Source organism: Brevibacillus fulvus (genome assembly GCF_016908525.1).
Lineage (GTDB): Bacteria > Bacillota > Bacilli > Brevibacillales > Brevibacillaceae > Brevibacillus_G > Brevibacillus_G fulvus.
In genome coordinates, this window is the sequence record NZ_JAFBEB010000003.1 from 166,570 (window position 1) to 188,176 (window position 21,607).

The 21,607-nt window shown below is 51.0% G+C and carries 22 protein-coding genes; 21 read left to right on the plus strand and 1 reads right to left on the minus strand.

Annotated features, from left to right (window positions below; translation table 11 throughout):
- Nucleotides 1-11 precede the first annotated feature (11 nt).
- From JOD01_RS06210 to JOD01_RS06240, 7 genes are all read left to right on the plus strand, one after another.
- The gene (locus tag JOD01_RS06210) at nt 12-821 is read left to right on the plus strand and encodes an alpha/beta hydrolase (protein ID WP_204517394.1); all 810 of its coding nucleotides are present in this window, start codon (nt 12-14) and stop codon (nt 819-821) included.
- Nucleotides 822-823: 2 nt separating this feature from the next.
- Nucleotides 824-1,690 (plus strand): alpha/beta hydrolase, encoded by an 867-nt coding sequence (locus tag JOD01_RS06215; RefSeq protein WP_204517395.1) that lies wholly within the window; start codon nt 824-826, stop codon nt 1,688-1,690.
- A 7-nt stretch (nt 1,691-1,697) separates the two neighbouring features.
- Nucleotides 1,698-3,902, plus strand: a complete 2,205-nt coding sequence (locus JOD01_RS06220; RefSeq protein ID WP_204517396.1) for a non-ribosomal peptide synthetase — start codon at nt 1,698-1,700, stop codon at nt 3,900-3,902.
- 106 nt (nt 3,903-4,008) lie between these two features.
- On the plus strand, nt 4,009-4,530 hold the full coding sequence (locus tag JOD01_RS06225; RefSeq protein WP_204517397.1) for a hypothetical protein: 522 nt from the start codon (nt 4,009-4,011) through the stop codon (nt 4,528-4,530).
- A gap of 74 nt (nt 4,531-4,604) precedes the next feature.
- A complete protein-coding gene (locus JOD01_RS06230; RefSeq protein ID WP_204517398.1) occupies nt 4,605-5,795 on the plus strand; it encodes an NAD(P)/FAD-dependent oxidoreductase in 1,191 nt (396 codons plus the stop codon).
- Nucleotides 5,776-6,687 (plus strand): PDZ domain-containing protein, encoded by a 912-nt coding sequence (locus JOD01_RS19970; RefSeq protein ID WP_204517399.1) that lies wholly within the window; start codon nt 5,776-5,778, stop codon nt 6,685-6,687. Before JOD01_RS06230 ends, JOD01_RS19970 begins: the two co-directional genes overlap by 20 nt.
- Nucleotides 6,684-7,673 carry a Gfo/Idh/MocA family protein gene (locus JOD01_RS06240; RefSeq protein ID WP_204517400.1) on the plus strand — a complete coding sequence of 330 codons (990 nt, stop codon included), beginning with the start codon at nt 6,684-6,686 and terminating at the stop codon, nt 7,671-7,673. Before JOD01_RS19970 ends, JOD01_RS06240 begins: the two co-directional genes overlap by 4 nt.
- A 95-nt stretch (nt 7,674-7,768) precedes the next feature.
- On the opposite strand, the gene JOD01_RS06245 is transcribed toward JOD01_RS06240, so the two are convergent.
- Nucleotides 7,769-8,629, minus strand: a complete 861-nt coding sequence (locus tag JOD01_RS06245; protein ID WP_204517401.1) for a PDZ domain-containing protein — start codon at nt 8,627-8,629, stop codon at nt 7,769-7,771.
- 159 nt (nt 8,630-8,788) lie between these two features.
- On the opposite strand from JOD01_RS06245, the gene JOD01_RS06250 reads away from it, so the two are divergent.
- The 14 genes from JOD01_RS06250 to JOD01_RS06315 all read left to right on the plus strand — a co-directional run bounded on the left by JOD01_RS06250 (nt 8,789) and on the right by JOD01_RS06315 (nt 21,600).
- Complete coding sequence (locus JOD01_RS06250; protein WP_204517402.1) at nt 8,789-9,697, plus strand: glycosyltransferase family 2 protein; 909 nt, start codon at nt 8,789-8,791, stop codon at nt 9,695-9,697.
- Nucleotides 9,698-9,709: 12 nt separating this feature from the next.
- Complete coding sequence (locus tag JOD01_RS06255) at nt 9,710-11,128, plus strand: AMP-binding protein (protein ID WP_204517403.1); 1,419 nt, start codon at nt 9,710-9,712, stop codon at nt 11,126-11,128.
- 43 nt (nt 11,129-11,171) lie between these two features.
- Nucleotides 11,172-12,521, plus strand: a complete 1,350-nt coding sequence (locus JOD01_RS06260; protein WP_204517404.1) for an aminotransferase family protein — start codon at nt 11,172-11,174, stop codon at nt 12,519-12,521.
- The gene (locus JOD01_RS06265; RefSeq protein ID WP_204517405.1) at nt 12,514-13,281 is read left to right on the plus strand and encodes a class I SAM-dependent methyltransferase; all 768 of its coding nucleotides are present in this window, start codon (nt 12,514-12,516) and stop codon (nt 13,279-13,281) included. Before JOD01_RS06260 ends, JOD01_RS06265 begins: the two co-directional genes overlap by 8 nt.
- Nucleotides 13,278-13,622, plus strand: a complete 345-nt coding sequence (locus tag JOD01_RS06270; RefSeq protein ID WP_204517406.1) for a cupin domain-containing protein — start codon at nt 13,278-13,280, stop codon at nt 13,620-13,622. Before JOD01_RS06265 ends, JOD01_RS06270 begins: the two co-directional genes overlap by 4 nt.
- Complete coding sequence (locus tag JOD01_RS06275; RefSeq protein WP_204517407.1) at nt 13,619-14,041, plus strand: 3-hydroxyacyl-ACP dehydratase FabZ family protein; 423 nt, start codon at nt 13,619-13,621, stop codon at nt 14,039-14,041. The genes JOD01_RS06270 and JOD01_RS06275 overlap by 4 nt, the downstream gene beginning before the upstream one ends.
- Before the next feature lie 21 nt (nt 14,042-14,062).
- Nucleotides 14,063-15,130 carry a methyltransferase gene (locus JOD01_RS19975; RefSeq protein WP_204517408.1) on the plus strand — a complete coding sequence of 356 codons (1,068 nt, stop codon included), beginning with the start codon at nt 14,063-14,065 and terminating at the stop codon, nt 15,128-15,130.
- Nucleotides 15,127-15,525 carry an ApeI family dehydratase gene (locus JOD01_RS06285; protein WP_204517409.1) on the plus strand — a complete coding sequence of 133 codons (399 nt, stop codon included), beginning with the start codon at nt 15,127-15,129 and terminating at the stop codon, nt 15,523-15,525. Before JOD01_RS19975 ends, JOD01_RS06285 begins: the two co-directional genes overlap by 4 nt.
- 312 nt (nt 15,526-15,837) lie before the next feature.
- Nucleotides 15,838-16,503, plus strand: a complete 666-nt coding sequence (locus JOD01_RS06290; RefSeq protein WP_204517410.1) for a helix-turn-helix transcriptional regulator — start codon at nt 15,838-15,840, stop codon at nt 16,501-16,503.
- On the plus strand, nt 16,500-17,438 hold the full coding sequence (locus tag JOD01_RS06295; RefSeq protein WP_204517411.1) for a tetratricopeptide repeat protein: 939 nt from the start codon (nt 16,500-16,502) through the stop codon (nt 17,436-17,438). The genes JOD01_RS06290 and JOD01_RS06295 overlap by 4 nt, the downstream gene beginning before the upstream one ends.
- A gap of 14 nt (nt 17,439-17,452) precedes the next feature.
- The gene (locus tag JOD01_RS06300; RefSeq protein ID WP_338028528.1) at nt 17,453-18,640 is read left to right on the plus strand and encodes a beta-ketoacyl-[acyl-carrier-protein] synthase family protein; all 1,188 of its coding nucleotides are present in this window, start codon (nt 17,453-17,455) and stop codon (nt 18,638-18,640) included.
- Between the two features lie 9 nt (nt 18,641-18,649).
- Nucleotides 18,650-19,495: an RnfABCDGE type electron transport complex subunit D gene (locus tag JOD01_RS06305; protein ID WP_204517412.1), complete on the plus strand. Its 846-nt coding sequence runs from the start codon at nt 18,650-18,652 to the stop codon at nt 19,493-19,495.
- A 10-nt stretch (nt 19,496-19,505) separates the two neighbouring features.
- Entirely contained in the window at nt 19,506-20,357 is an 852-nt protein-coding gene (locus JOD01_RS06310; RefSeq protein WP_204517413.1) for a beta-ketoacyl synthase N-terminal-like domain-containing protein, read from the plus strand.
- The gene (locus tag JOD01_RS06315) at nt 20,344-21,600 is read left to right on the plus strand and encodes a beta-ketoacyl synthase N-terminal-like domain-containing protein (protein WP_204517414.1); all 1,257 of its coding nucleotides are present in this window, start codon (nt 20,344-20,346) and stop codon (nt 21,598-21,600) included. The genes JOD01_RS06310 and JOD01_RS06315 overlap by 14 nt, the downstream gene beginning before the upstream one ends.
- The last annotated feature ends 7 nt before the right edge of the window (nt 21,601-21,607 follow it).

Consider the following 21,607-nt stretch of genomic DNA (forward strand, 5'->3'; position numbering starts at 1 on the left):
GGGGACAACGGATGTATTATGAAACGTTCTTTGAATTGAGCGATCAAGGCAAACTGGCCGGGATTTTGCATTTGCCTCCACCGTCCATGCGGCCATGTCCGATTGTCATTTATTGTCCAGGGAAAAATGGGGAACGGTATGAAGTGCACCGCTTGGCAGTCAAATTTGCCCGTCAACTGGCGGAGTTGGGCATTGCGTTTCTCCGTTTTGACTATTACGGAATGGGGCTGAGCGATGGCGAATACCATGAGATGACAACCAGCACGAAAGTATCGAATATCAAAAAAGCGTTTCAATACATTCGCTTGCAGCCAGAGATTTTACCCGATGAAGTGGCTTATCTCGGCTTTAGTGACGGGGCACGAATTGCCCTGATGGCTGCCCTTGAGACCGGTGTAGACCGGATCGCTTTATGGAGTCCGCTGTTTTACGAATTTGCCGGAAATCATCCGAACAATAAACCTCCCCGCTTTTGGCGTCACCCGATTTATCCGCGGATGATGGTAATGCCGTGGGCCGGGCTCTGGGTAGGCATGAATTTTTATTACGATTTGAAAACGATCAATATTGAGCAGAAGATCAATGCTTATCAGGGAGAATCATTGATTGTGTATGGCGATGACGATCCGCTGATAGCCGAGGAATTTGTCCATCTCAAAACGGAAGCATGTCACCTCTACCGGGGAGATGATGCCCATCAGGTCTACAAGGTGGCGGGTGCCGGCCACCTGTTTACTTCCCGTGCTTTGGAAGATCGTTTAATGGGATATACCGCGGATTGGTTATGCAAAAAATTTGCGCTTCGGACGAATGAGGGATAACGATGTGGACCCAGAAACGCTTTGGCCCTGATCGGGGCATCTATGCTGTGGTTGAGCAACCGGAGATGTGTACCGGAGCCAAACCGTTGGTTGTTACGTTGGCTGGTTTGGGACAAGCGATGAGTGAGAAAAACTATCTTTTCTCCAATCTTCGCAAAAGGCTGGCGCTGGATGGACATTGGATTGTGCAATTTGACTATCGCGGACATGGTGACAGTTACGGTGAGCTAGGGGAAACCAGCATATCGAGTATGGTGAATGATACATTGACTGTTTTGGAAGAAATCACGCTCGTGGACAAACCGAGCCGTGTGTATCTGATCGGCAATGCGCTTGGAGCCGTAATCGCCCAAACAGTTGCGCTGCATTGGGAAGAGCGAACGAAAATCGAGAGCGTTCCAATACTGATCTCGCCTTTTTTGGATAAGCTGCCTCCCGCGAAGGAAGTGTTTGCCGCGGAAACGTTGGCTCGCCTGGAAAAGGAAGGCGTGATTGATTCACAAATCCTTGTGCCGGGCTTCGATTATTACCAACTCACTGACTTTGATCCGGTGCAATTTGATTACATCACACGGCTGGGTGCCCATCTGCTCTATTTGCACGGACAATGCATCGGCAAACGAATGCTGGACGAGCTGGATGAACTGGAACCGGTTTCGTTGTACAACCAAAATAAGCATGGTCTTCATCTCATTTGTGGGGAACTTGATGTGGAAACATGGGAAAGTGCGAGAAAGCTGGAGCGAGTCAACTTGTATCGTCTTTCCGATGTGACCCACTTTTTTCGGCATCCGGCAGCGATGGACCAACTCATTGAAATTGTTCGAACGATTTTGACAGAAGATTCCCATTACAGAAAGGAAAGGTAGATGGCCGATGGTTGAGTATGACATGCAGGATTGGCGCGAATGGTTTGCCACTCGGGAGTATTTGGAAACATTGCCGTTTGAACAAAACCGCAAAAGTGCAGAGGCATTTCAACCCGAGTGGAAAACGGTCAGATTTCCCCTCGACAGAAGGCAGTGTGAGTCGCAAGCGGATTCATTGTTGTTAGCGGCTTATTTGATACTGTTGTATCGTTACAGCGAACAGCCGGCTATTTTTGTCGTTTTACCGGATTCCTATGTGCGGGCGGAGTTGGGCCATGCGACTACTTGTCAGCAACTGATCGAATTTGTGCAAACGAAAAGATCGGAAAACGCTGATAAGCCAAAGCATTCAGTCGATGAAATCCTCCCGCTTGTTTATGGTGCTGATTCGACGGATAGCGATCAACGTCGTCCTTTTTTGGGGTTCCAAATTTTAGGGGAAGCAAAGGCAGACCTGCCCCATTGCAAATTGGTTTGGCACGTTCGATGGTCGGCCAGTGAGTTGAACATCGATCTGCTATTTGATGCAGCGCTTTTTGCCGCAGAGGATATAGCGCGGATGCCGGTTCATTATTACAACATTCTTAACGAGATGATGCTTGCTCCAGAGCGGAAAGTAAGCGAATTGTCGCTACTGAGCAGACAAGAACGGGAATTAATTTTGGTGGAATGGAACCAAACGGAAAAGGCTTACCCGCAGCAAAAACTTGTGCACGAGTTGGTAGAACAGCAAGCAGAGCGTTATCCCGCGCTCCCGGCGGTTTGCTATGATGGCGAAATGCTCACCTATGAGGAGTTAAATCGCAGAGCAAACCAATTGGCGCATTATTTGCTTGAACGTGGCATCCATACGGAAACACCGGTCGGAGTGTGCATGGACCGGTGCCTTGATCAGATTGTCAGCCTGCTGGCTGTTTTAAAGGCGGGCGGTGTATATTTGCCGCTTGATCCACAGTATCCGTCGGAACGTCTGCATTACATGCTGGAAGCGGTGCAAGCCCCTGTCGTCATCACACGCCATGCGCAACCGATGCAGTTGTCTTTCGAAGCGGCAAACATGATTGAACTTGAACAAGTCTGGCCAAAGATTCGCCAGCAGTATCCGGCAACAAATTTGACTGGCAAAGCTGCCCCCGCCAATTCAGCCTATCTGATTTTTACTTCCGGCTCCACAGGCAAGCCGAAAGCGTCGGCCTGTACCCATACCAGTGTTGTCAACCTGCTTTCTGATTTGGCAGACCGCATGCCGCTCTCGCTGGGGGATGCGTGCAGTTTGTGGAGCAGTTTCAGTTTTGATGTCTCGATTTATGAGATTTTCACCGCTCTCTCGGAAGGCGGTACTTTGCATATCGTTCCAAACAACCGTATCCGCTATGACAGTAATCGTTTGTTTCGCTGGATGCAGCAGCATCAGATCAAAAGCGCCTACCTTCCGCCGTTTATGCTCGGTGATTTCAACGATTGGTTGGCGCAACCGGGCAATCACTCTGATCTCGAACGGCTGGCGGTTGGCGTGGAATCGATTTGGGAGCCGCTACTGGTCGAGATCGAACAGAAACTGGGGAAAGTAAAAATCTTTAATATTTATGGTCCTTCGGAATGTACGATTTACTCAACCTTGGGCTTGCTGGATTCGGCCAATAGCAAACCGCGCAACTTTCCGATCGGCAAACCAATTGCTAATACAAGAGTTTACATTTTGGATTCGCAAATGAACCCTGTTCCAATCGGGATTTCGGGTGAGCTATATATTGGCGGTGTTCCGTTGGGCAAAGGCTACGTGAATAATCCATCCTTAACCGCTGAAAAATTTGTGCCTGATCCGTTTAGCCAAGGCGGAACTGGACGGTTATACAAGACGGGTGACCGCGCCCGGTTTCTCGCCGATGGCACGATCGAATTTTTGGGCCGAACCGATTATCAGGTGAAGATCAGGGGACACCGCGTTGAGCCGGGAGAAGTGGAAACCGTACTGAAACAGCATCAAGCAGTACGGAATGCAGCTGTGGTGGCAGTCCCATCGGAAGGAACCACTATGCACTTGGTGGCGCACGTTGTCCCCAAAAGCCCGCTGCTCACCTCTGAAGAAATTTTCCGTTTCTTGCGGGGACGGTTACCTTCTTACATGATCCCGTCCAGATTGGTTGTTTGCGAATCGTTGCCGCTGAACCCAAACGGAAAACTCGATCGAAAAGCATTGATGCAAACTTGACCAAACAAAGACGAATGCCAGCCAAGCAAAAGCAGAGAGATGTATGAGAAAAGATGAGATGATAAAGATGTTCCCGGGGACAACCAAAAATGAGGAGGAATGTCAAATGAACATTTTATCTCAAAAGAAAGTGAGCATGACTCTGGAGAATTCTAACAGCAAAACAGTGCTGGAATTGCTGGACGGCCGTTCGGAGGAGCTGCAATTCACGCAAGTCGCACCTACCCAATTCACTGTCAACGATTCCGAATTCAGCATCAAATCGGGTATTTCCGTAGAGTTGGAAATCATGAATGTTGATTTGGAAGCCACTTCCCAAGTGTTGTGGCCTGGTCAAAAAATCCGTGTTCGCGGCGGATTGCAAGGTCAGGGGGAAGCAATGAAAGCGGTAGCCGCGATTCCGCTCGGCAAAAAAATCTTTGACGGGGTCCAAGGGGAATCTTGGTTGTATTGGCACCTGGAAACTCCGGAAGGCACTTTCCACAACAAAAAACCGATTCATATGAAGGGCACGTTGAAATCGTTGCCTCCAAAAGATGCAACGTTCTTTTCCGACAGCGTCATTCCGCTTTACAATGATCAGGATGAACTGGTCGGAACTATTTACGGCTGCGTACAATCCAATTAAACGAACGAAGGAGGAGAGGTCGATTCGGCCTCTCCGCCTTTCTAAATACGGATAAAAGATAGTAGGCGATAAGCATGTATGATGTCATTGTCGTCGGTGCGAGATGCGCGGGGGCCTCCTTAGCAATTTTTTTAGGGCAAAAAGGCTATCGCGTGTTGCTGCTTGACAAGTTTTCCGCACCAGGACCGACGCTTTCTACGCATATTATTGGGGAAACCGAGGTTTACGAGCAGTTGCAGGTCAGAAAAAGCATGGAATCAGCCGGGGCACCGCCAATGACCCGCTTTCGCGTCGACCTGGCTGGTCACGTGTTCGAATCCGACATTATCACTACGCCGCGTGCAATCAGCCTCCGCCGCGAATTGCTTGACCGAATTTTGTTGGATGAAGCGGTTCGGCTGCCGACAGTTGAGGTTGCCCTGAATTGCCGAGTGGTATCGGTTTTGTCCTCTCAGAATAAAGTAACGGGTGTTCATTGCCAGCAAGCGGATGGGACGTTTCGCTCCATCTTTGGACGCGTTGTTATAGGTGCCGATGGGCGAAATTCACGGATTGCCGAAGAGGTGGAAGCGGAAACAACTTTTTATACGGAGCAAAATCATCATAGTGTTTACTTCGCCTATTTGTCCGGGATGATCCCTTTGCCGACTCCAACGGTAGAGTGGTATTGGCATGGAGATAGCGTGCTGATTTGCAACCCGCTTGACCGATCATTGCACTGTGTCGCGATCATGCTCCCGCAAGACAGCACTTTATTTGCAGGCAAGGAGATGTCTGAGGCATTTTTGCGCTATCTTTCTTCCGTGAAAACATTGCATCCACGATTGAAGGACGCTCAGGTCCAAGACAGAGTACGGGGCATCCGGCGATTGGCCAGCTTCATGCGAAAACCATATGGAAACGGCTGGGCTTTGGTGGGGGATGCGAGTGCTCACCTTCATCCGATCACCGGGGCTGGGATCGATAATGCTGTCTGTTGTTCGCAATATTTGGCCGGTCAGATTGAGCAATATTTCACGCAAAAAAAGTCATGGCCCGAAGCGATGTCCGATTATCAGAAACTGCGCGATCAGCGAATCGTTCCACAACTGGAAGCATCACTGCAAACATTGGCAAAAACGAAGCAGCAGCCATCCGCAGAGCGGCTCCAATCGCTCGGCATGCTTTGTACCTTTCCCAGTCTGGTGAAACAATTGGCGAATCAGATTGATTCCGTTTTATCTCTATGCAGAGAGGAGAAATCATGTGAGATCGCAAAAGAATGACCGTACTGTCAACGTAACGTATATCGAGGCGCCGCTCGAGAAGGTGTGGTGGTCGATTGCAACGCCGGAAGGATCGGACAGTTATCTGACCGATCGGGTATATACCACCGGCTCCTACCAAAACCCGCAGGTAGGTGATCAATATACGCTTTACTATGGCGATATTATTAATCATTCCACGATTATGGCCTGCGAGCCGAACCGCCTATTCGCCCTGTCCGATTCATATAAATCGATGAATCCTGACGGAACGATCCAAACGTTTGAATTGCGAACAACCTTTACCACGGAACAGATGGAGGATGGGTTTGTCAAACTGACGATCGAAGTGGTCGGATTCAGGTACGACGTTACCGGTCAATGGGTACGGGAATGTTTGGAAATGGGCTGGCGCCGTTCACTGATGAATTTGAAATCGGTGTTGGAGCTGGGGCTTGATCTGCGCAAGGAAATGTTCAGTTATCCGCGGCTGGGCATTGCCAATTGCACGGTAAATGAATTTCAAACCGCTGCGACGGGTGTGCCGGTTGGCCAAGGCAATTACTTGATTGAAGTTCACCAAAACAGCCCGGCTGATCTGGCTGGTCTGCGCCCAGGTGACGTGATCGTAAAAATCGACGGCTGTCCGGTCCCCAATTACCCTGCATTCGTACGCGCCATTTCCCGCTTTTATGATCAAGTCAGACCGGTGCCCATCACTTATCTCCGCGATGGAATAACCTATGAAACCACCGCCGATCTGTCAACTGATGACCGCTTTACAGGCTTGGTCGATTTAACCGCCGATTCCTATGAAAATCTGAAACGGAAACGGGAATATCTGGCTAGCCAGCGCTCCGCTTCAGGGCAAATCTGGAAAAAGCCAACTGAAGATGCGGGGGAGCCGCGATGAGTGAAAAAATAAGGGTGGGAGTGATTGGGTGCGGCAAAATCGCCCAATGGCGACACATCCCTGAATATCAGGAAAACCCGCTAGCAGAACTGGTCGCGGTCAGCGATATTGATCTGGCTCGTGCGCAGTCGATTGCTGCTGCCTGGCAAATTCCTCGCGCCTATGCCGATTACCGGCAGATACTCGATTCCCCAGATATCGACGCAGTTTCCATCTGTACCCCCAATGCCACTCATGCCGAAATCGGACTGTTAGCGCTGCAGGCAGGAAAACATGTCCTGTTGGAAAAACCGATGGCGATCCGTCTGGAAGATTGCTTGGCGCTGGCCGAAGAAGCGGAGCGCCAACAGACAATTTTGCTCGTCGGTCACAACCAACGTTTCATTCCCGTCTATCGGCGGGCCAAGGAACTGCTGGAAGAAGGGAGCTTGGGCAAGATTTGTCAATTCACCTCCCACTTTCACCACGGGGGTCCGGAAGGCTGGAGTATCGATGGGGAACAAACCTGGTTTACGGACAAAACAAAGGCAGGATTTGGCGTTATAGCCGATTTGGGCGTTCACAAACTCGATCTGATCAGGTGGCTTTTGGCGGATGAGTTTTCCCAGCTCACAGCCTTTGCCGAAACGTTTCAACGGAAGCGCGTTGTGGAAGACAGCGCGGTCATGCTTGGCAAAACCGCTGGCGGTATCGTCGGAACGTTTAGCTTTAGCTGGAACAACCCGCTTCAAGACCATCGTATGGTCCTTTTTGGCGAACACGGCAACCTGACAACGGGAGAAACGATGTTCGGGATAAAAGTGGAATATCACGACGGACGTGTGCTGGAGGAGGAACAGTATCCGCTCCGTCGTCAAGACGGCCATTTTTCCTCCGGGGTGATCGAGCATTTTATCGCTTGCATCAAAAACGGGGACAGACCGCTGATTGACGGGTGCGAAGCGGTACGGACCATGCGGACGATCTTTCGTGCCCTGCCGTGGTAGGGGCAGCATCGCCCTGTTCAAACAGAAAATAGTTCTCCCGTAAGATATCGTGGAGAACTATTTTTATGGCGATTTTTTGCGGAAAACCAAACCGGTCATCGTTCACCGTTTTGTTTTCGCCGCTCGCTGGCCACCTCGTCTAACGAAACGATTGTCGGGTCGATCAGTCCGGTATAGTCCGCATGATAGGACAAGACAGCTTCGGTTTGCATCAGCTGCCGCTCGCGATAAAAGGTGATAGTCACCGGCCGATTTTGCCGAGCTGATAGCGCGAGAGCCTGGACGAATGCTTGGTAAGAATCAACCGCTTTGCCGCCAATACAGGTGACGAGATCTCCGGACCGTAAGCCGGCATTGGCAGCAGGGCTGCCCGGAAAAACATCGATCAGGTAATTGCCGCGTATCCTGTCAGGATTTAGCCCCATCCCTGCAATTTGCTGCGGGGATGCGGCATAGTTGCTCACCCCGAGGCGAGGATAGCCAAATACTTCGTTGCGCAAATCCAACCCCAATTCCAAAACACATTTCAAGTTAAACAGCGACTGTCGCCAGCCCATTTCTCCCGATTGTCTGATCCATTGCATCCATTCTTCCTCCGTATAGCCTTCCACTTTGACCGTAACTTTGGTCATCTTCCCTAGCTTTTCCAGAAAAAACGCGGTAGTCAGACGGTACTCCCATGAGCTTCCATCAGGAAGAAGCGGCTGAAACCGATCTGCCAACTGAAAAACAACAGGAGGCTTGCAGCGAACGCAGAGCGCATGATTCACGAGATCACCGATATAAATTTTCAGTGCATCTCCAGCCTGCACCTGTTCTTTTCCGCCAGCCACCTCGACTTTATCGGTCAAATATCGATTCATTCCGTCAGGAGTTGCCAGCAAGCTCCACACCTCCTCAATCGCTGCCTCAATATACTCTGTATTGACCGTAGTAGTTCGGTCGCCATCTAACATCAAACACCATCTCCTTTTTCCCCATTATGCCGTTTGCCAGTGGGACGATCGCTCGGCTTTCCATGCAGGATAAAGGGCAATAAACCACGAGAGGGCGATCCGCTTTCTCTTTATAATGATGGTAAAAATGAACAGGAACAGGGGGAAAAGCGGAACGAAATGAATGTCCAAGATGACGTTACGGTGATTATCCCGGTTTACAATCAGGCCGAAGCGCTATCGCTGACGCTCGAAGGGTTTGCCGGACAAACGCCCCCTTTTCAGCATTCGCGGATTGTCGTGATGGACGACGGCTCAACGCAGCCGATCCGTGCGGTTGTCGAGGCGTTCAAGGATAAATTGCGGATCGATTATGTGCGAATATCGCGGAGCGGGAGAGCGGTCGCGCGTAATCTTGGCAGCTCCCGCGCGGAAAAAGGGCTGCTCGTTTTCTGTGATGCGGATCGTATCCCGGCACCTGACTTTTTAGCGGCGCATTATGATGCTCATCAGCGGGCTCCAGTCGGCCAGAAGCGAGTTGTTATCGGACAAGTGCGTGAAACGTATCTTTCCGATCCGACGAAAAATCGACAGCGAGTCGACGTTTATTTGCGTCAGCAAAAGCATCAAAGGATTCCACAATATTGCCAATTGGTTTATCGACTGTTCGATAGTCGCGGACAAACCGCCTCGCCCATTTGCTGGATCGCCACGTTCAGCGGCAATATGTCGCTGTCGGTTGAAGGATTCCGTCAGTTAGGCGGCTTTGATGAAAATTTCCGCGAATGGGGCTTCGAACATTTTGAATTAGGGTATCGCGCTTATCGGCAAAAGTTTTCCTTCGTCTATGAACCGCAGGCAAGCAACGTTCATCTGGCACATCGAAGAGAAGGCTTTTCCTATGAAGAGAAGATTCGCGCAAGTCACGCCTACTTTTTGCAAAAGCATCCCGATCCGGCGATCGAAAGCTTTCTCCCGTTTATGCTTGGGAAATTGAGCATGAACCAACTGGAGCAGTTGGCTGCATATGGATCTGTGGTGCAGCAGGAAGATCACGCCAGCTTGTATGTGCGAATCACAAACTTTTGAGGGAGGGAGCACGTGGATACAGACACCTTTCTCTCTGTATTGCAGCGGCATCAGGGGATCTGCGTCCTGAATCCGACCGGTGCTGACATAACGTACCCGGAAATGATGCAAGTCGTTGAACGAAACGTCTCCATCTTGGCAAAGCTGGGCTGCGGCCGGAAGAACGGCGGGACGCTGATCGCGGTGGATGTCTCGCTAGGCTGGCGTTGTATTCCGATTTTTCTTGCATGCTTAGCGCAGGAACTCGCCATTTTGCCGATCGCTGCTGCTTCCGGAAGCAACCGGACCAAACAAATTTTGCAGGAAACAAAGCCCGCGCTTTTGTTTGATCGGCAAACCGTGCAGGGGAATGGCGAAATCATCAGCTCGGCGATTTCCTCTGTCGCGGTGGGCCGCCACAGAGAGCTGGCCGATGTGGCGTTTTTGCTCTATACCTCGGGGACGAGCGGTCAGCCAAAAGGGGTGATGCTGACCAGCGCCAATATTTGGGCCAATGTCAGCGATATTCTCGCCTACTCCCGATTCCGTTCGAAGGACAAAATCCTGATCATACGTCCGCTGACGCATTCGTCCGCTTTGACAGGTGAGTTGTTGGCGGGGCTTCTCGCCGGCAGTCAATTGTGCATCAAAGAGGTGCAGATGGGACCGCTCGGATCATTGCGACTATTAAGTCAATTGGGAATTACGATACTAGGCGCCACCCCGACCGTGGCGGCCAAACTCGCCCATTTTGCTCCGCGCTTTGAGACGGCCTTGCAAACCGTCATGATCAGTGGAGAGGTTCCAACCAGAAAGCAACTGGATAGCGTTCGCGCAGCTTTTCCCCAGGCCGGTATCTGGCATGCGTATGGTTTGACCGAAGCCTCGCCAAGAGTCAGCTGTTTAACCTTGCCGTTTGAGCTAAATGGCCATACCTGTGTCGGGCCTCCGCTTCGCCAGGTGCAAGTTCGCATTGTCGATGACGCGGGGAATAGCCTGCCGGACGGGGAAACGGGGGAATTGCTGGTGGCTGGTCCCAATGTGATGAAGGGATACTTCCGGAACGAGGCAGCGACTCACCAAAAAATACAGAACGGCTGGCTGCGCACGGGTGATCTGGCTGCCATGCGAGACGGCCGGCTTTTCGTGTATGGAAGGAGCGACCACATGCTGATTCGCGCCGGAAACAATCTTTACCCGGAGGAGATCGAAGCGGTGCTGCTGCGACATCCGAAAGTGCAGGAGGCTTTGGTCTTCGGGACAAGGGATGGCGAGAAGGGGCATCGGATCCACGCCTGGGTAGTTGGTGAAAAAACATTGAGCGAGCGGGAACTGTGGAAATATGTTTTGGAGACGATCGAAGACGGCAAACTTTGGCCCGATGTGCTTGCGATCAAGCCAAGACTGCCCAAGACCGAATCGGGCAAGTTAATCCGTCCGCGGCCAAGCTAAGCGAAAACGCGGCGGCAATTTACGCAGGAAAGAAGGGATCGCCTTGAAACAATCAGCGAAGGGTTACCGTTTTCTTCATCCGTTTACTTTCATGAACAACCCTCTGCAAGCAACGGCAGAAGAAGTGCGTCAAACTTATCCTTGTTTGACCAAAGGGGAGGGGGCATGGGTCTATGACGATGCGGGAAACCGTTATTTATATTTATCGACGGCTGTTCCCACAGTCGGTCTGGGCAACCGGCGCGTCATTCAAGCGATGACTGAACAATATGAAACGCTTAGCTTTGCCTCGACGTGTGCACAAGGCCATCCGTTCGCGAATCAGCTTAGCGAGCGTCTGACCCGAATCGCTCATCACGAACACGCGATGGTGTTTTTTTCCAATGATGGGTCGGGAGCAGTCGAAACCGCCATGAAGCTGGTTCGGCAATATTACCGCAGCAAAGGGGAGCCGCAAAGAACCCGGTTTCTCTCTTTTGAGGGCAGCTATCACGGCACTACGTTTGGTTCCGGTTCGGTGACGCATATGGGGATAAAAGAATCGTTTGGACCCGGTTTGGAGGGTTGCTTTTCTATCCCGGCACCTCATCTGTATCGTCCTCCGGTTGCGGGAGATGAAGCGGCATTCGAACAATACTGTCTGGAACAATTGGAGAAGACGATACTTACGCTGGGCGCGGACACGATTGCCGCGATATTGATCGAACCGATTCAGGGCGTAAACGGAGTCGTTCTCTTCCCGCAAGATTTCTGGCAAAAAGTACAGTGCATTGCCAGGCGATACGATTTGCTCTTGATTGCTGATGAAGTCGGGACCGGACTAGGACGCACAGGACATTGGCTGGCCAGTCACCACTATGGGATCAAGCCGGATCTGGTGGCCTTGTCGAAAGGATTGACCGGGGGATACTTTCCGATGGGAGCAACGATTATTTCGGAGGAGATTATCGCCGAGTTGTACAAGGAAGGCGGAATTTTTCTGCATGGATCTACTTTGTGCGGCCATCCCGTCGCCTGTGTCGCCGCTTTGACGATCCTGGAGATGATTGAGCAGGACGGACTGCTGGAGCAAGCGCGTCAACGTGGCGAATGGATTTTAAATCGGCTCAAACAGTCGCTTCTTGATCATCCCCAGGTTGGCGATATTCGCGGCATGGGCATGATGCTCGCAATCGAATTGGTCAGTAATCGCGAAACGAAAACAAGCGTGTCGTTTGCGTGGAGCCGGGCATTTACAGCGACCCTTCGCCAAGCGGGCATTCTGGCAAATTTCTTCAATGGCGTGCTGTCCATGTATCCGCCGCTGACGCTTTCTGACGACGAGGCGGATTATCTGGTAACCCGACTGATTGATGTGTTGGCGAAGATGCCGAAGGAGGAGAAACATGGCTGAGCAGGAAAAATGGCAAACATTTTTTGGCGAGGAATATTTATATTTTTCCAATGAAATTCTGACTCCCGAGCGGACAGCCTTTGAAGTGAAGCAAATAGTGGAAATGCTGCAGTTGCCGCCGGGTGCCAGCATTCTTGATCTTGGCTGTGGGCAAGGAAGAATGTCGATCCCATTAGCCCAGCAAGGGTATCAGGTGACGGCTTACGATGGCTCACCGGTATTGCTGGAGGCAGCCAGGAATGGGGCCGAGAGCGCCGGAGTAAAGATCGATTTCGTGCTGGGGGATATGCGCGAGCTTGCTTTTGCCGACACCTTCGATGCTGTGCTCAATCTTGGAACCGCCTTCGGTTATGTGGAGGATGAACAAGCCGATGCAGAAATTTTACGGCGAATTTGCACGGCATTGAAGCCAAACGGACACTTTGTGATGGAAACCGAAAATCGTGATTTTCGCTTGCTTCACTTAAAACCGCGAATCTGGGAGGAGATGCACGGTCAGCCGGTTTGGTCAGAGCGAGGCTTTGATTGTGTCACCGGACGATGGAGGGAGACGATCCGTTGGTATAGGGGTTCAGAGCTCAAGCAATCGGTGTTGGATGTCAGACTGTACACCGCGACGGAGTTGTCCAGGCTGACCTCGCAGGCAGGTTTGCGGGTGGAAGCGATTTACGGCGGGCTTGATCGTTCACCGCTTGTCCCGCAAAGTCCGCGAATGGCGCTCTGGGCGAAAAAGACATGCAAGGAGGATGGCAAAACATGAAACCGCAAAAACATTTGATAATTCCTGCGGAAAAAATGGTATGGAGCGAAGGATTGTATGAAAAAACGGAGATGTGCTACCTGTGGGCGGACGAAGCGACCGGCAAACGGGCTTTTTTGCTGAAAATGCACCCGGGAAGCATGATCCCTCAGCACGATCATCCCCAGCGGGAAATTGCTTGGCTGTTGGAAGGAGAGGTGCGGTTGGGCGAAGATTACATGAAGGCAGGCGACTTCCTGACCGCTGGCCTGGGGGAGTCTCACGATGTGTACACCGAGACGGGCTGTCTGTTTTTTCTGTATATCGATCAGGACAGTACGGGTGCAGGTGATGAAGCTTGAGTCTGGACGAGCTGTTAACACTGTTGCCGCAACAATACCCTTTTCGCTTTGTCGATGAAGTTACGCGATATGTGCCAGGAAGCCTGTTGGAAGCCAAATTTTTACCGGCTCCTTTGCGCCAGTGTTACGGCAATGGAAGATACTTCCCCGAAACTTGCATGCTGGAAGGATTGGCACAAGCCACTGTAATTTTGACACAGCTTGAAACAGAGCCGCTGAAACAGAAAGAACTTCCACTGCTGGGCAGCATCGAGGCGTCCCTGATCCGCCCTGCCGATTGGGACGAGCAGTTAACGTATGTGATTAAGCCAGTGCGAATCGCGCAGAAGCGGGCAATTTTTGATGGCACTTTGGTTGATTCAACCGGACAGCAGATCGCGTTGGCGATGATTGGTGTGGCGATCGCCTATCAAACGTAGACCAGGAAGCGAGGTGAGAATGTGATCCAAACAGATCGAGACAATACGTTGTTTAACTCGGTTTATCACGAAGCATATAACTATGTTTCCGATTATGTCGCTTCTGTGATTTATGACTGTCTGCAAGCGGGCGGCATTCATTTTTCCAGGCATTGTTATCAGCGAAGGGAAGTGATCGAGCAGCTGCGGCCGGTCGAAAAATACCGGTCGCTCGTCTACTGGGCTGTTTCCTTTCTGCTTCAGCAAAATTTTTTGGAAGAGAAGGAAGGGGTACTGCAGACAACCGGTTATGCCGAGAATTTTGCCAAGCAACGGCCTTCGGTAAGCGTGAACATTGAACCGTCTCTGCAACTGATTGATCATGTCGGACGTTCCTGGGTTGAGATTGTAACCGGTCAAGCGCAAGCCCTTCCGGTGATGTTCGGGGCGTCGGGGGAAGAACTATGGGAACGTTACTTCAACAATAGCCATGATTTGTATGCCGTGCATAACCAGTGGGCCGCCGAGACACTGGCAGATTTGATCCAGAAGGGTCGCTCGAAAATTTTGGAATTGGGTGTAGGCTATGGATCCGCTACTCAAGCGCTGCTCGCCGAATGTGCGCTGCGCGAGCTTCAGATCGAATATACGCTGTCGGACAAAAGTCTGTTCTTGCTGCGAAAAGCCCGAAACGCCTTGAAGCAAAGAGAGGAAGCGGTGATAACATCGGTTGCGATCGATATTAACCGTTTGGAGCAACACGCGGAGAAACAGTTTGATCTTATCTATGCGGTCAATGTGTTGCATTGCGCAAGCGATATTGAAAAAACTTTGAGGGATTTGCGCGGGATGCTGTCCACCGGCGGGACGATTGTCATTTCCGAATGTGTACGGTCCGGCTATGGGCACAAGCTGCATCAGGAATTTATGTTTTCACTGATGCCTGGTTTTGAAATGATCAACCATTCACCGGACGACCCTGCCTTCGGCTTTCTAACACCTGCGGATTGGCAAGGGTTGTTGCAACGAGCCGGCTACCGTCATGTTGAGATTTCTGTCAATGCCGGCGGAAACATAAGAGGAGCGATTGCCGTGGGGGTACGCGAATGATAGCGGAAGAGATGCTGGCCAACCGCAAACCTTGGATATTGGTGGATAAGGTTATCGAGTGGAAAGAGGGAGATTTTCTCGTTGCACAAAAAAATATCACAAGCAGCGATTTTTTTGTCCAGGGACACTTTCCCCAACGCAGCATCTATCCAGGCATGTTGCTGGTGGAAGGAGCGAAGCAATCGGCCGAACTGCTGCTGATCGCTTCCGGTTATGAACGGCAAGAGTTTCAACTAACAGAGCTCAAAGCGAAGTTTTTCCGGCCAATTTTGCCTGGTGATGCGGTTCGGTTTCAAGTGAACTGGGTCAATCAAGAAAAGCAGAAAGGGAACTTGGTTACAGTGGGTCTATTGGATAACATTGTCGTGTTGCGATGCAACCTGAAAATTTTGTAGAAAAAGAAAGTCGAATCCTTGTGGTAGCAATCGCTATTGCAAGGATTTCCTTTTTCCGTACGCTTTTTACCCACAGGCAAAATACGACAGGTGGACGGGAGGGGTGTTATCTCTGTGAAAGAGGGCTTATGCAAACGTAACTTTCAATATATGTGATTTTTTTCATAATTCAGTAAGATGATGACAAGGGAGCCCTATCCATAAAATAAAATTTTTGTATATGGAGGTAATTAATTCAAAATAGTTAATCTTATTATAATATTCACTTTTGTCTTATTTTATTAATTCCATGAAACATTGTATGAGAAAGGAATGATTCATTTGGATGAGTTAGTTGTCGTTGTAAACAACGGGAAGTTGGACGATTCGCAGATAGAGTCCATTGAATTAATTTCCAAGAAAGTCAATGTTTTAGTGACAGACGATTTTGTGCAAGTTTGTGAGATCGTCGCGAAACACAAATATAAAATCGTCATCATTATGACGTACGCGGAGTCGTTCCCCGATACCTGGAAGATCAACGAAATCCGCTGCAACAGTCCGGTGGTCATTTTAGCTGGTGCGAAAGATTTTAATCTTTTTTCCCTTCGTTCGTTCATCGAGACGTTTGAAGAAGAGACTGATGTCACCACAGATAATCCTCTCTTTCGCAAATCACTGATGTACATCGAAGAAAATCTGCATGAGAATGACCTTTCGTTAACCAAAGCCGCTTCCTTGGCCTATATGAGCCGCTGCCACTATTCGCGCATGTTTCAGAAGTATCTGGGCACAGGTTTTAAACAATACGTGATGACGAAGCGAATCCAGCGGGCAAAAGCGTTGCTGCAAAAAGGAAGGCTTGTGACAGAGGTGTGCTACTCCGTCGGCTATAACGATCTCACTCATTTTTCACGCGTCTTTCGCAAAAAAGTGGGGGTAAACCCGTCAACTTATCGCTTGCAAAAAGCTGAAAGCAGCAGAGGGAGGTCGTCATGATCAAACGAACCGCAGCCGCATTGACGGTGCTCGCCGTTGCATTGGGACTTGTCTTTTATGCACAGGTTCGGGATGGCTATGAGCTTCCGGCAATTTCCGCAGATGTTTCGGTACAACAGCTGCACGTCAACTTTGCTGACGAGATCGCCGCTGTCAAGCAGGCGGCAAATCCGGAAGCCGCCGCCCGTTTTTCAGGGGAGGCGGAATCAATCACGAAGGACAATGCTCCTGTAGCTTATGCGTATGCCCTGTCTTTAACGGATCACCCGGACAAGCAAATCGGCTATTTGCAAGCAGCTGTCAAGGCAGACCCGGACAATATGGTGTACAGCAATGCGCTTCGCCTCAAAATGGGACAAGCCAATCAAACAGAAGCGTTGATCGCTTGGTTAGAACGGCAAGTTCCGCAAACACGAGAGATCCGCTTGCAAAAGGCACTCGCCTATGTGGACATGCTTCAGCAAAAAAACGTGGGGACGGCGACGCTGGGAAAACGTTCTGCCCTTTCGATCCGTGAACTCGACCTCATCTTACAGACCGAGCCATACGATTGGACGGCTCATTACGCACGCGGCCTCAATAATTTGTACTGGCCGATTGGACTGGAACGAATTGATTCGGCAATCCAGGATCTCGGTTTTTGTGTAGCGGCCTACGAGCTGGCAGATAACAAGACGTTTGCTTTTTGGCCATTGGCCTATGAAGCATATGGCGATGCTTTGGTGAAAAAAGGGGAGGCAAGCGCAGGTTATGCCGTTTGGCAGGATGGGTACCGGAAGTTTCCCGATTCCGCCGAGTTGAAGAAAAGAGTGGAGGCAGGGGAAGAGGGAGCGATAGAGTTGGTCACAGCAGAGCGAGGCATGGACAGTTTTATGCGGCCCAAGCCGGAATTGACTGATCTGAGCATGATCTGGGAGCAATCGCTCGGCAGATAAGGGAGAGGTGAGCTGTGTTGGAAGAGATTATGGTAACCGGCATCGGGACCATCAATCCGATTGGGGGAAATGTTCAGGAGTTATGGGAAGGACTTTTGACGGGCAAATCCGGTGTGAAGCGAGTGAAGAGCTTTGATGTGTCTGGGCACCAGAATAAAAATGGGTGTGAGATTGACACGCTTCGTGAACCGGTGCTGTTCGAGACGGGGCGCACCATGGGGAGGGCGACTCGGATCTTTATGCTAGCCCTGGAAGAAGCGGTCTGTGACGCCGGACTTTCCGCAGAAGAGCTAGCCAGGGAGCGGACGGGGCTTAGTATTGGCACCACGATGGGAGAGATCGAACCGCTTGAGGCGGCATTGATGAACAAAGGGAAAGGTGTGAACGGTGGACCGCACGCGATTGCGGAGAATGTCGCGGATACGCTGAAGCTAAGCGGACCGGTATGGACGATTACCAATGCTTGTGCCGCCGGCAACGTGGCAATTGCACGGGCGATGGAGGAGCTATTGGCCAACCGCGCTGACATAATGATAGTAGGCGGAGTAGATGCCTTTTCCTGGGCCGCTTTTACCGGATTTAGCAGCCTGCGGGCGATGACGCCGGATTTATGTCGGCCGTTCGATATTCACCGCCAAGGTTTAATACTGGGTGAAGGAGCGGGGGTGTTGCTGCTGGAGAGGCAGGAACATCTGCTCAGACGTGGACATCGTCCGCGCGCCCGACTGATGGGATACGGCCTAAGCTGTGATGCCCACCATATTACGCAGCCTGATCCTGCGGCGAGAAGCGCGATTTCTTCAATTGAATCGGCTTTGAAAATGGCGCAGCTCGACAAGGCGAGTATCGGCTATGTCAGCGCCCATGGCACGGGGACACCAGCCAACGACCGAATGGAAGCAAAAGCGCTGAAAGCGGTATTTGGGGAAACAACGCCGCAACTTCCGGTCAGTTCCATCAAAGGGCATATTGGACATACGCTAGGGGCGGCAAGCGCCATTGAAGCGGTTGTCTGTGTGAAGGCGCTGGAGACCGGCATACTGCCACCTACGCTCAATCTCCGCGAACAGGACCCAGAATGTGACATTAACGTTATCGCAAACGAGCCGTTATGCAAACCGGTGGAATATATCCTGTCCAATGCCTATGCATTCGGAGGAATTAATTCTTCCATCGTGATCGGAAAAACAAAAGAAAATTGAGGTGTTTCGATGTTTACCAACTTACAAGCGAAAACATCCCGTGTGATTACCTCCTGGGCGGACTACAAGCTGGACCCCCGCTTTTTTATACTGCTGTTTCTCGCCAGCTTCGCCACCGCCGGTCAACTCTACCTCGGTTTTTACCAAAAATGGGATGCGGTAATCGCCTCGGTTTTGGCCACGACGCTTACAGAATTGGTATTGGTCAGACTTCTGCGAAAAAAATGGCAATTCCCGCTGAGTGCGTTCATCACCGGAATCGGCGTCAGCTTGCTGTTGTCCTCCTTTCAAATCTGGCCCTATGTGGTAACTTCCATCCTCTCGATTGTTTTGAAATTTGCCATACGCTTCAAGGGAGGACATGTTTTCAATCCGAACAATGTGGCGCTGGTGATCATGCTGTTGCTGCTTCCTGAATATGCCGTGAGTACCCCCAAGCAATGGACAAATAGCTATGAGGTAATGGTTGTCATCTTGGTTTTCGGATTTATCGCCGCTTATTTCGCCAACCGACTCGATACGGTGCTGGCATTTCTGGGCAGCTTTACGCTGTTTGCGTTCGTGCGGCACTGGTTCTTTGGCGCTCCGTTGCTGGCTGCGCTCGGCCCGCTGTTGGGGGCTTCCTTGCAACTGTTCACGTTTTTTATGATTACCGATCCTAAAACAACACCAGCCACCAGACCGGCAAGAATCGCGGTTGCCTTTTGCATCGCCATGATCGACGCGATCTTGCGCGTCAATCGTGTGACAAACCCGCAGTTCTATGCGGTATTCGTTGTATGCTTGCTGCTGATGATTCCGTATCGCTATTGGATGGATAAAAAGTTGCAAAATATCCCGGCTCGGGAAACTTAGGTGAAAACGTATGGAAAAAATATATGTAACCGGAACAGGCGTCTTGACCACACACGGATTTGGGGTGAAGCAATTGCCGGAGATTGCGGAATTGGACAAGCTGAGACAGACGCTCATCCCCGCGATTGCACCAGCCGATTATGGTTGGCGGGGGTTGAAGAACTTGTCGCGTTCCGTGCAAGTTGGCTGTATGACTATCGGTCAAGCGTTGTTTCCTGCGGGCATTCCCGGCGGACAGATCAAGCCAAACGGCAAACAAGATCGAGTCGGTTTGCTGATCGGAACGAACCATGGCAACCTCGAGGCGATTGCCAGCTTGTATGATGACTCGCAAAAATACGGTGTACAGAAGGTAAACCCCGGCATTTTTCCGGAAACGGTGCTGAATGTAATCGGCGGTCATGCTTCTATCTACTTTGGCTTCTCGGGGACGAATGTCACGATTTCCTGCGGTCACCTATCCGCAATAAAAGCGCTGGACTACGCTTGCCTGCTGCTCGAGCGAAAGCAGCTCGATCGCGCCATCGTTTGCCTTGTCAATATCATGCCGCCGGATGTCTTTGCACAGACGGTATTCAACACTCTTCCCTCCTTTGAACAAGTGGTCGCGCTCGTCCTGGAGCGGCAAGAGACGTGCCCGCAAGCAAGCATGGCCGTTCAAGTGGCTGTAGAGCTGGTTTCCGATTCGGAGCCAGCGAAAAGTCTCAGTATCCCCCCCGAACATACGGTGTTGGCTGTGGCGATCGCCGAGGAGAAGCTGCGGAATTACCGGGAGAAGCAGTGTTGTCTGCTTGTTTCGTGCGGCCGGGAAGGGAACTATCACGTTCGCTTGACGAGGGAGGGATCAGATGTCAGCCGCTAAAGTATGTGTAACCGGTACGAGTATGCTCACCTCTCTGGGAATCGGCAACGACGAAGTCTGGGAGGGAGTGCTCCGGCAACAGAACGCAATATCAGAGCGAACGTATCATATCGATCACCGCGAGCACATTTGTTACCCTGTCCATCCGATCCAACTGCCTGACCTGCGCGATTGGCTTCCTTCTCCGACGTATAGCTGGATCGAAGAAGCGGGTCTTCATCAGGACGCCGATTTTGTCCTGCTTTTGGTTGCTGCGATGCTGGCGTTGCGCGACGCCAATCTCCAGGTAGATGACTTTTCCCATGTCTCGCTTGTGCTGGGCCATGAAAATTTAGGGGTCGTCAGTCTGCTCGACAAGCTGCTCACTGCAGATGGAGGAAAGGAGGAAGCTTTTACCCTGCGTTCTTTTGCGAAGTATCAGGAAAATTTTTTCAACATTCAATCCTTTCCGCATCTGTTTTATTTGGCCAAGGCGCTTGGGCTGAAAGGAATGACGCTTACGATCAACAATGCCTGTGCCACGGGGCTCTACGGTTTGGAAGTAGGCAGCCGATTGATTCAATCCGGCCAAACCGATGTGGTGATCGTCGTCTGCTCGGATTACAGCCATGTAACCGAATACTTGTGGCTAGCACAGAAAGGATTGATCTCGCCGACCGGAGAGCTTCGTCCATTTGATAAAAATCGGAATGGTTCCATTTTAGGAGACGGTGCAGGCGCATTTGTGCTGGAATCGGCCGAACATGCGCGGAAAAGGAAGGCGAAGGTTGTCTGCAGCTATGCCGGCGGTTACTTCAAGCAGGAATCGTGGAAGATGACTTTGCCAGATGTCACCAACCATGCCTACTCCGAGGTGATAGCCGGGGTAATTGCCAAAAATGGAGCAATGCCTGTCGATCTGCTTGTTCCGCATGGGGCCGGCAGTCAGCTTTGGGATCTGTACGAGGCGGTCGAAATTCGCCAGGCGTTTTCTGCATTGGGCCGCGAAATCCCTCCGGTAACCGCGTTCAAAGGCTACATCGGCCATACTTTGGGGGCGAGCGGTTTGGTGGAGTCTGTTCTGCTTGTGGAGAGCCTGAAACGAAATCTGCTGCCGCCGTCTCTTCACTATCGCCAGCCCGACCCGAAGATCGGACTTCCGCTGGTGACAGAAACGGTTGAGAAGGAACTGCGGACCGTGCTTAAGGCAGTTTCGGCTTATGGGGGATTTTACGCGGCGGTTTTGTTTCAACGGGATGAATAGGAGGAGG

Excerpts from the sequence above, each read along its gene's own strand:
- JOD01_RS06210 (WP_204517394.1), top strand. The coding sequence starts at position 12 with ATGTATTATGAAACGTTCTTTGAATTGAGCGATCAAGGCAAACTGGCC.
- JOD01_RS06215 (WP_204517395.1), top strand. The coding sequence starts at position 824 with ATGTGGACCCAGAAACGCTTTGGCCCTGATCGGGGCATCTATGCTGTG.
- JOD01_RS06220 (WP_204517396.1), top strand. The coding sequence starts at position 1,698 with ATGGTTGAGTATGACATGCAGGATTGGCGCGAATGGTTTGCCACTCGG.
- JOD01_RS06225 (WP_204517397.1), top strand. The coding sequence starts at position 4,009 with ATGAACATTTTATCTCAAAAGAAAGTGAGCATGACTCTGGAGAATTCT.
- JOD01_RS06230 (WP_204517398.1), top strand. The coding sequence starts at position 4,605 with ATGTATGATGTCATTGTCGTCGGTGCGAGATGCGCGGGGGCCTCCTTA.
- JOD01_RS06240 (WP_204517400.1), top strand. The coding sequence starts at position 6,684 with ATGAGTGAAAAAATAAGGGTGGGAGTGATTGGGTGCGGCAAAATCGCC.
- JOD01_RS06245 (WP_204517401.1), bottom strand. The coding sequence starts at position 8,629 with ATGTTAGATGGCGACCGAACTACTACGGTCAATACAGAGTATATTGAG.
- JOD01_RS06250 (WP_204517402.1), top strand. The coding sequence starts at position 8,789 with ATGAATGTCCAAGATGACGTTACGGTGATTATCCCGGTTTACAATCAG.
- JOD01_RS06265 (WP_204517405.1), top strand. The coding sequence starts at position 12,514 with ATGGCTGAGCAGGAAAAATGGCAAACATTTTTTGGCGAGGAATATTTA.
- JOD01_RS06270 (WP_204517406.1), top strand. The coding sequence starts at position 13,278 with ATGAAACCGCAAAAACATTTGATAATTCCTGCGGAAAAAATGGTATGG.
- JOD01_RS06285 (WP_204517409.1), top strand. The coding sequence starts at position 15,127 with ATGATAGCGGAAGAGATGCTGGCCAACCGCAAACCTTGGATATTGGTG.
- JOD01_RS06290 (WP_204517410.1), top strand. The coding sequence starts at position 15,838 with ATGATTCATTTGGATGAGTTAGTTGTCGTTGTAAACAACGGGAAGTTG.
- JOD01_RS06295 (WP_204517411.1), top strand. The coding sequence starts at position 16,500 with ATGATCAAACGAACCGCAGCCGCATTGACGGTGCTCGCCGTTGCATTG.
- JOD01_RS06305 (WP_204517412.1), top strand. The coding sequence starts at position 18,650 with ATGTTTACCAACTTACAAGCGAAAACATCCCGTGTGATTACCTCCTGG.
- JOD01_RS06310 (WP_204517413.1), top strand. The coding sequence starts at position 19,506 with ATGGAAAAAATATATGTAACCGGAACAGGCGTCTTGACCACACACGGA.
- JOD01_RS06315 (WP_204517414.1), top strand. The coding sequence starts at position 20,344 with ATGTCAGCCGCTAAAGTATGTGTAACCGGTACGAGTATGCTCACCTCT.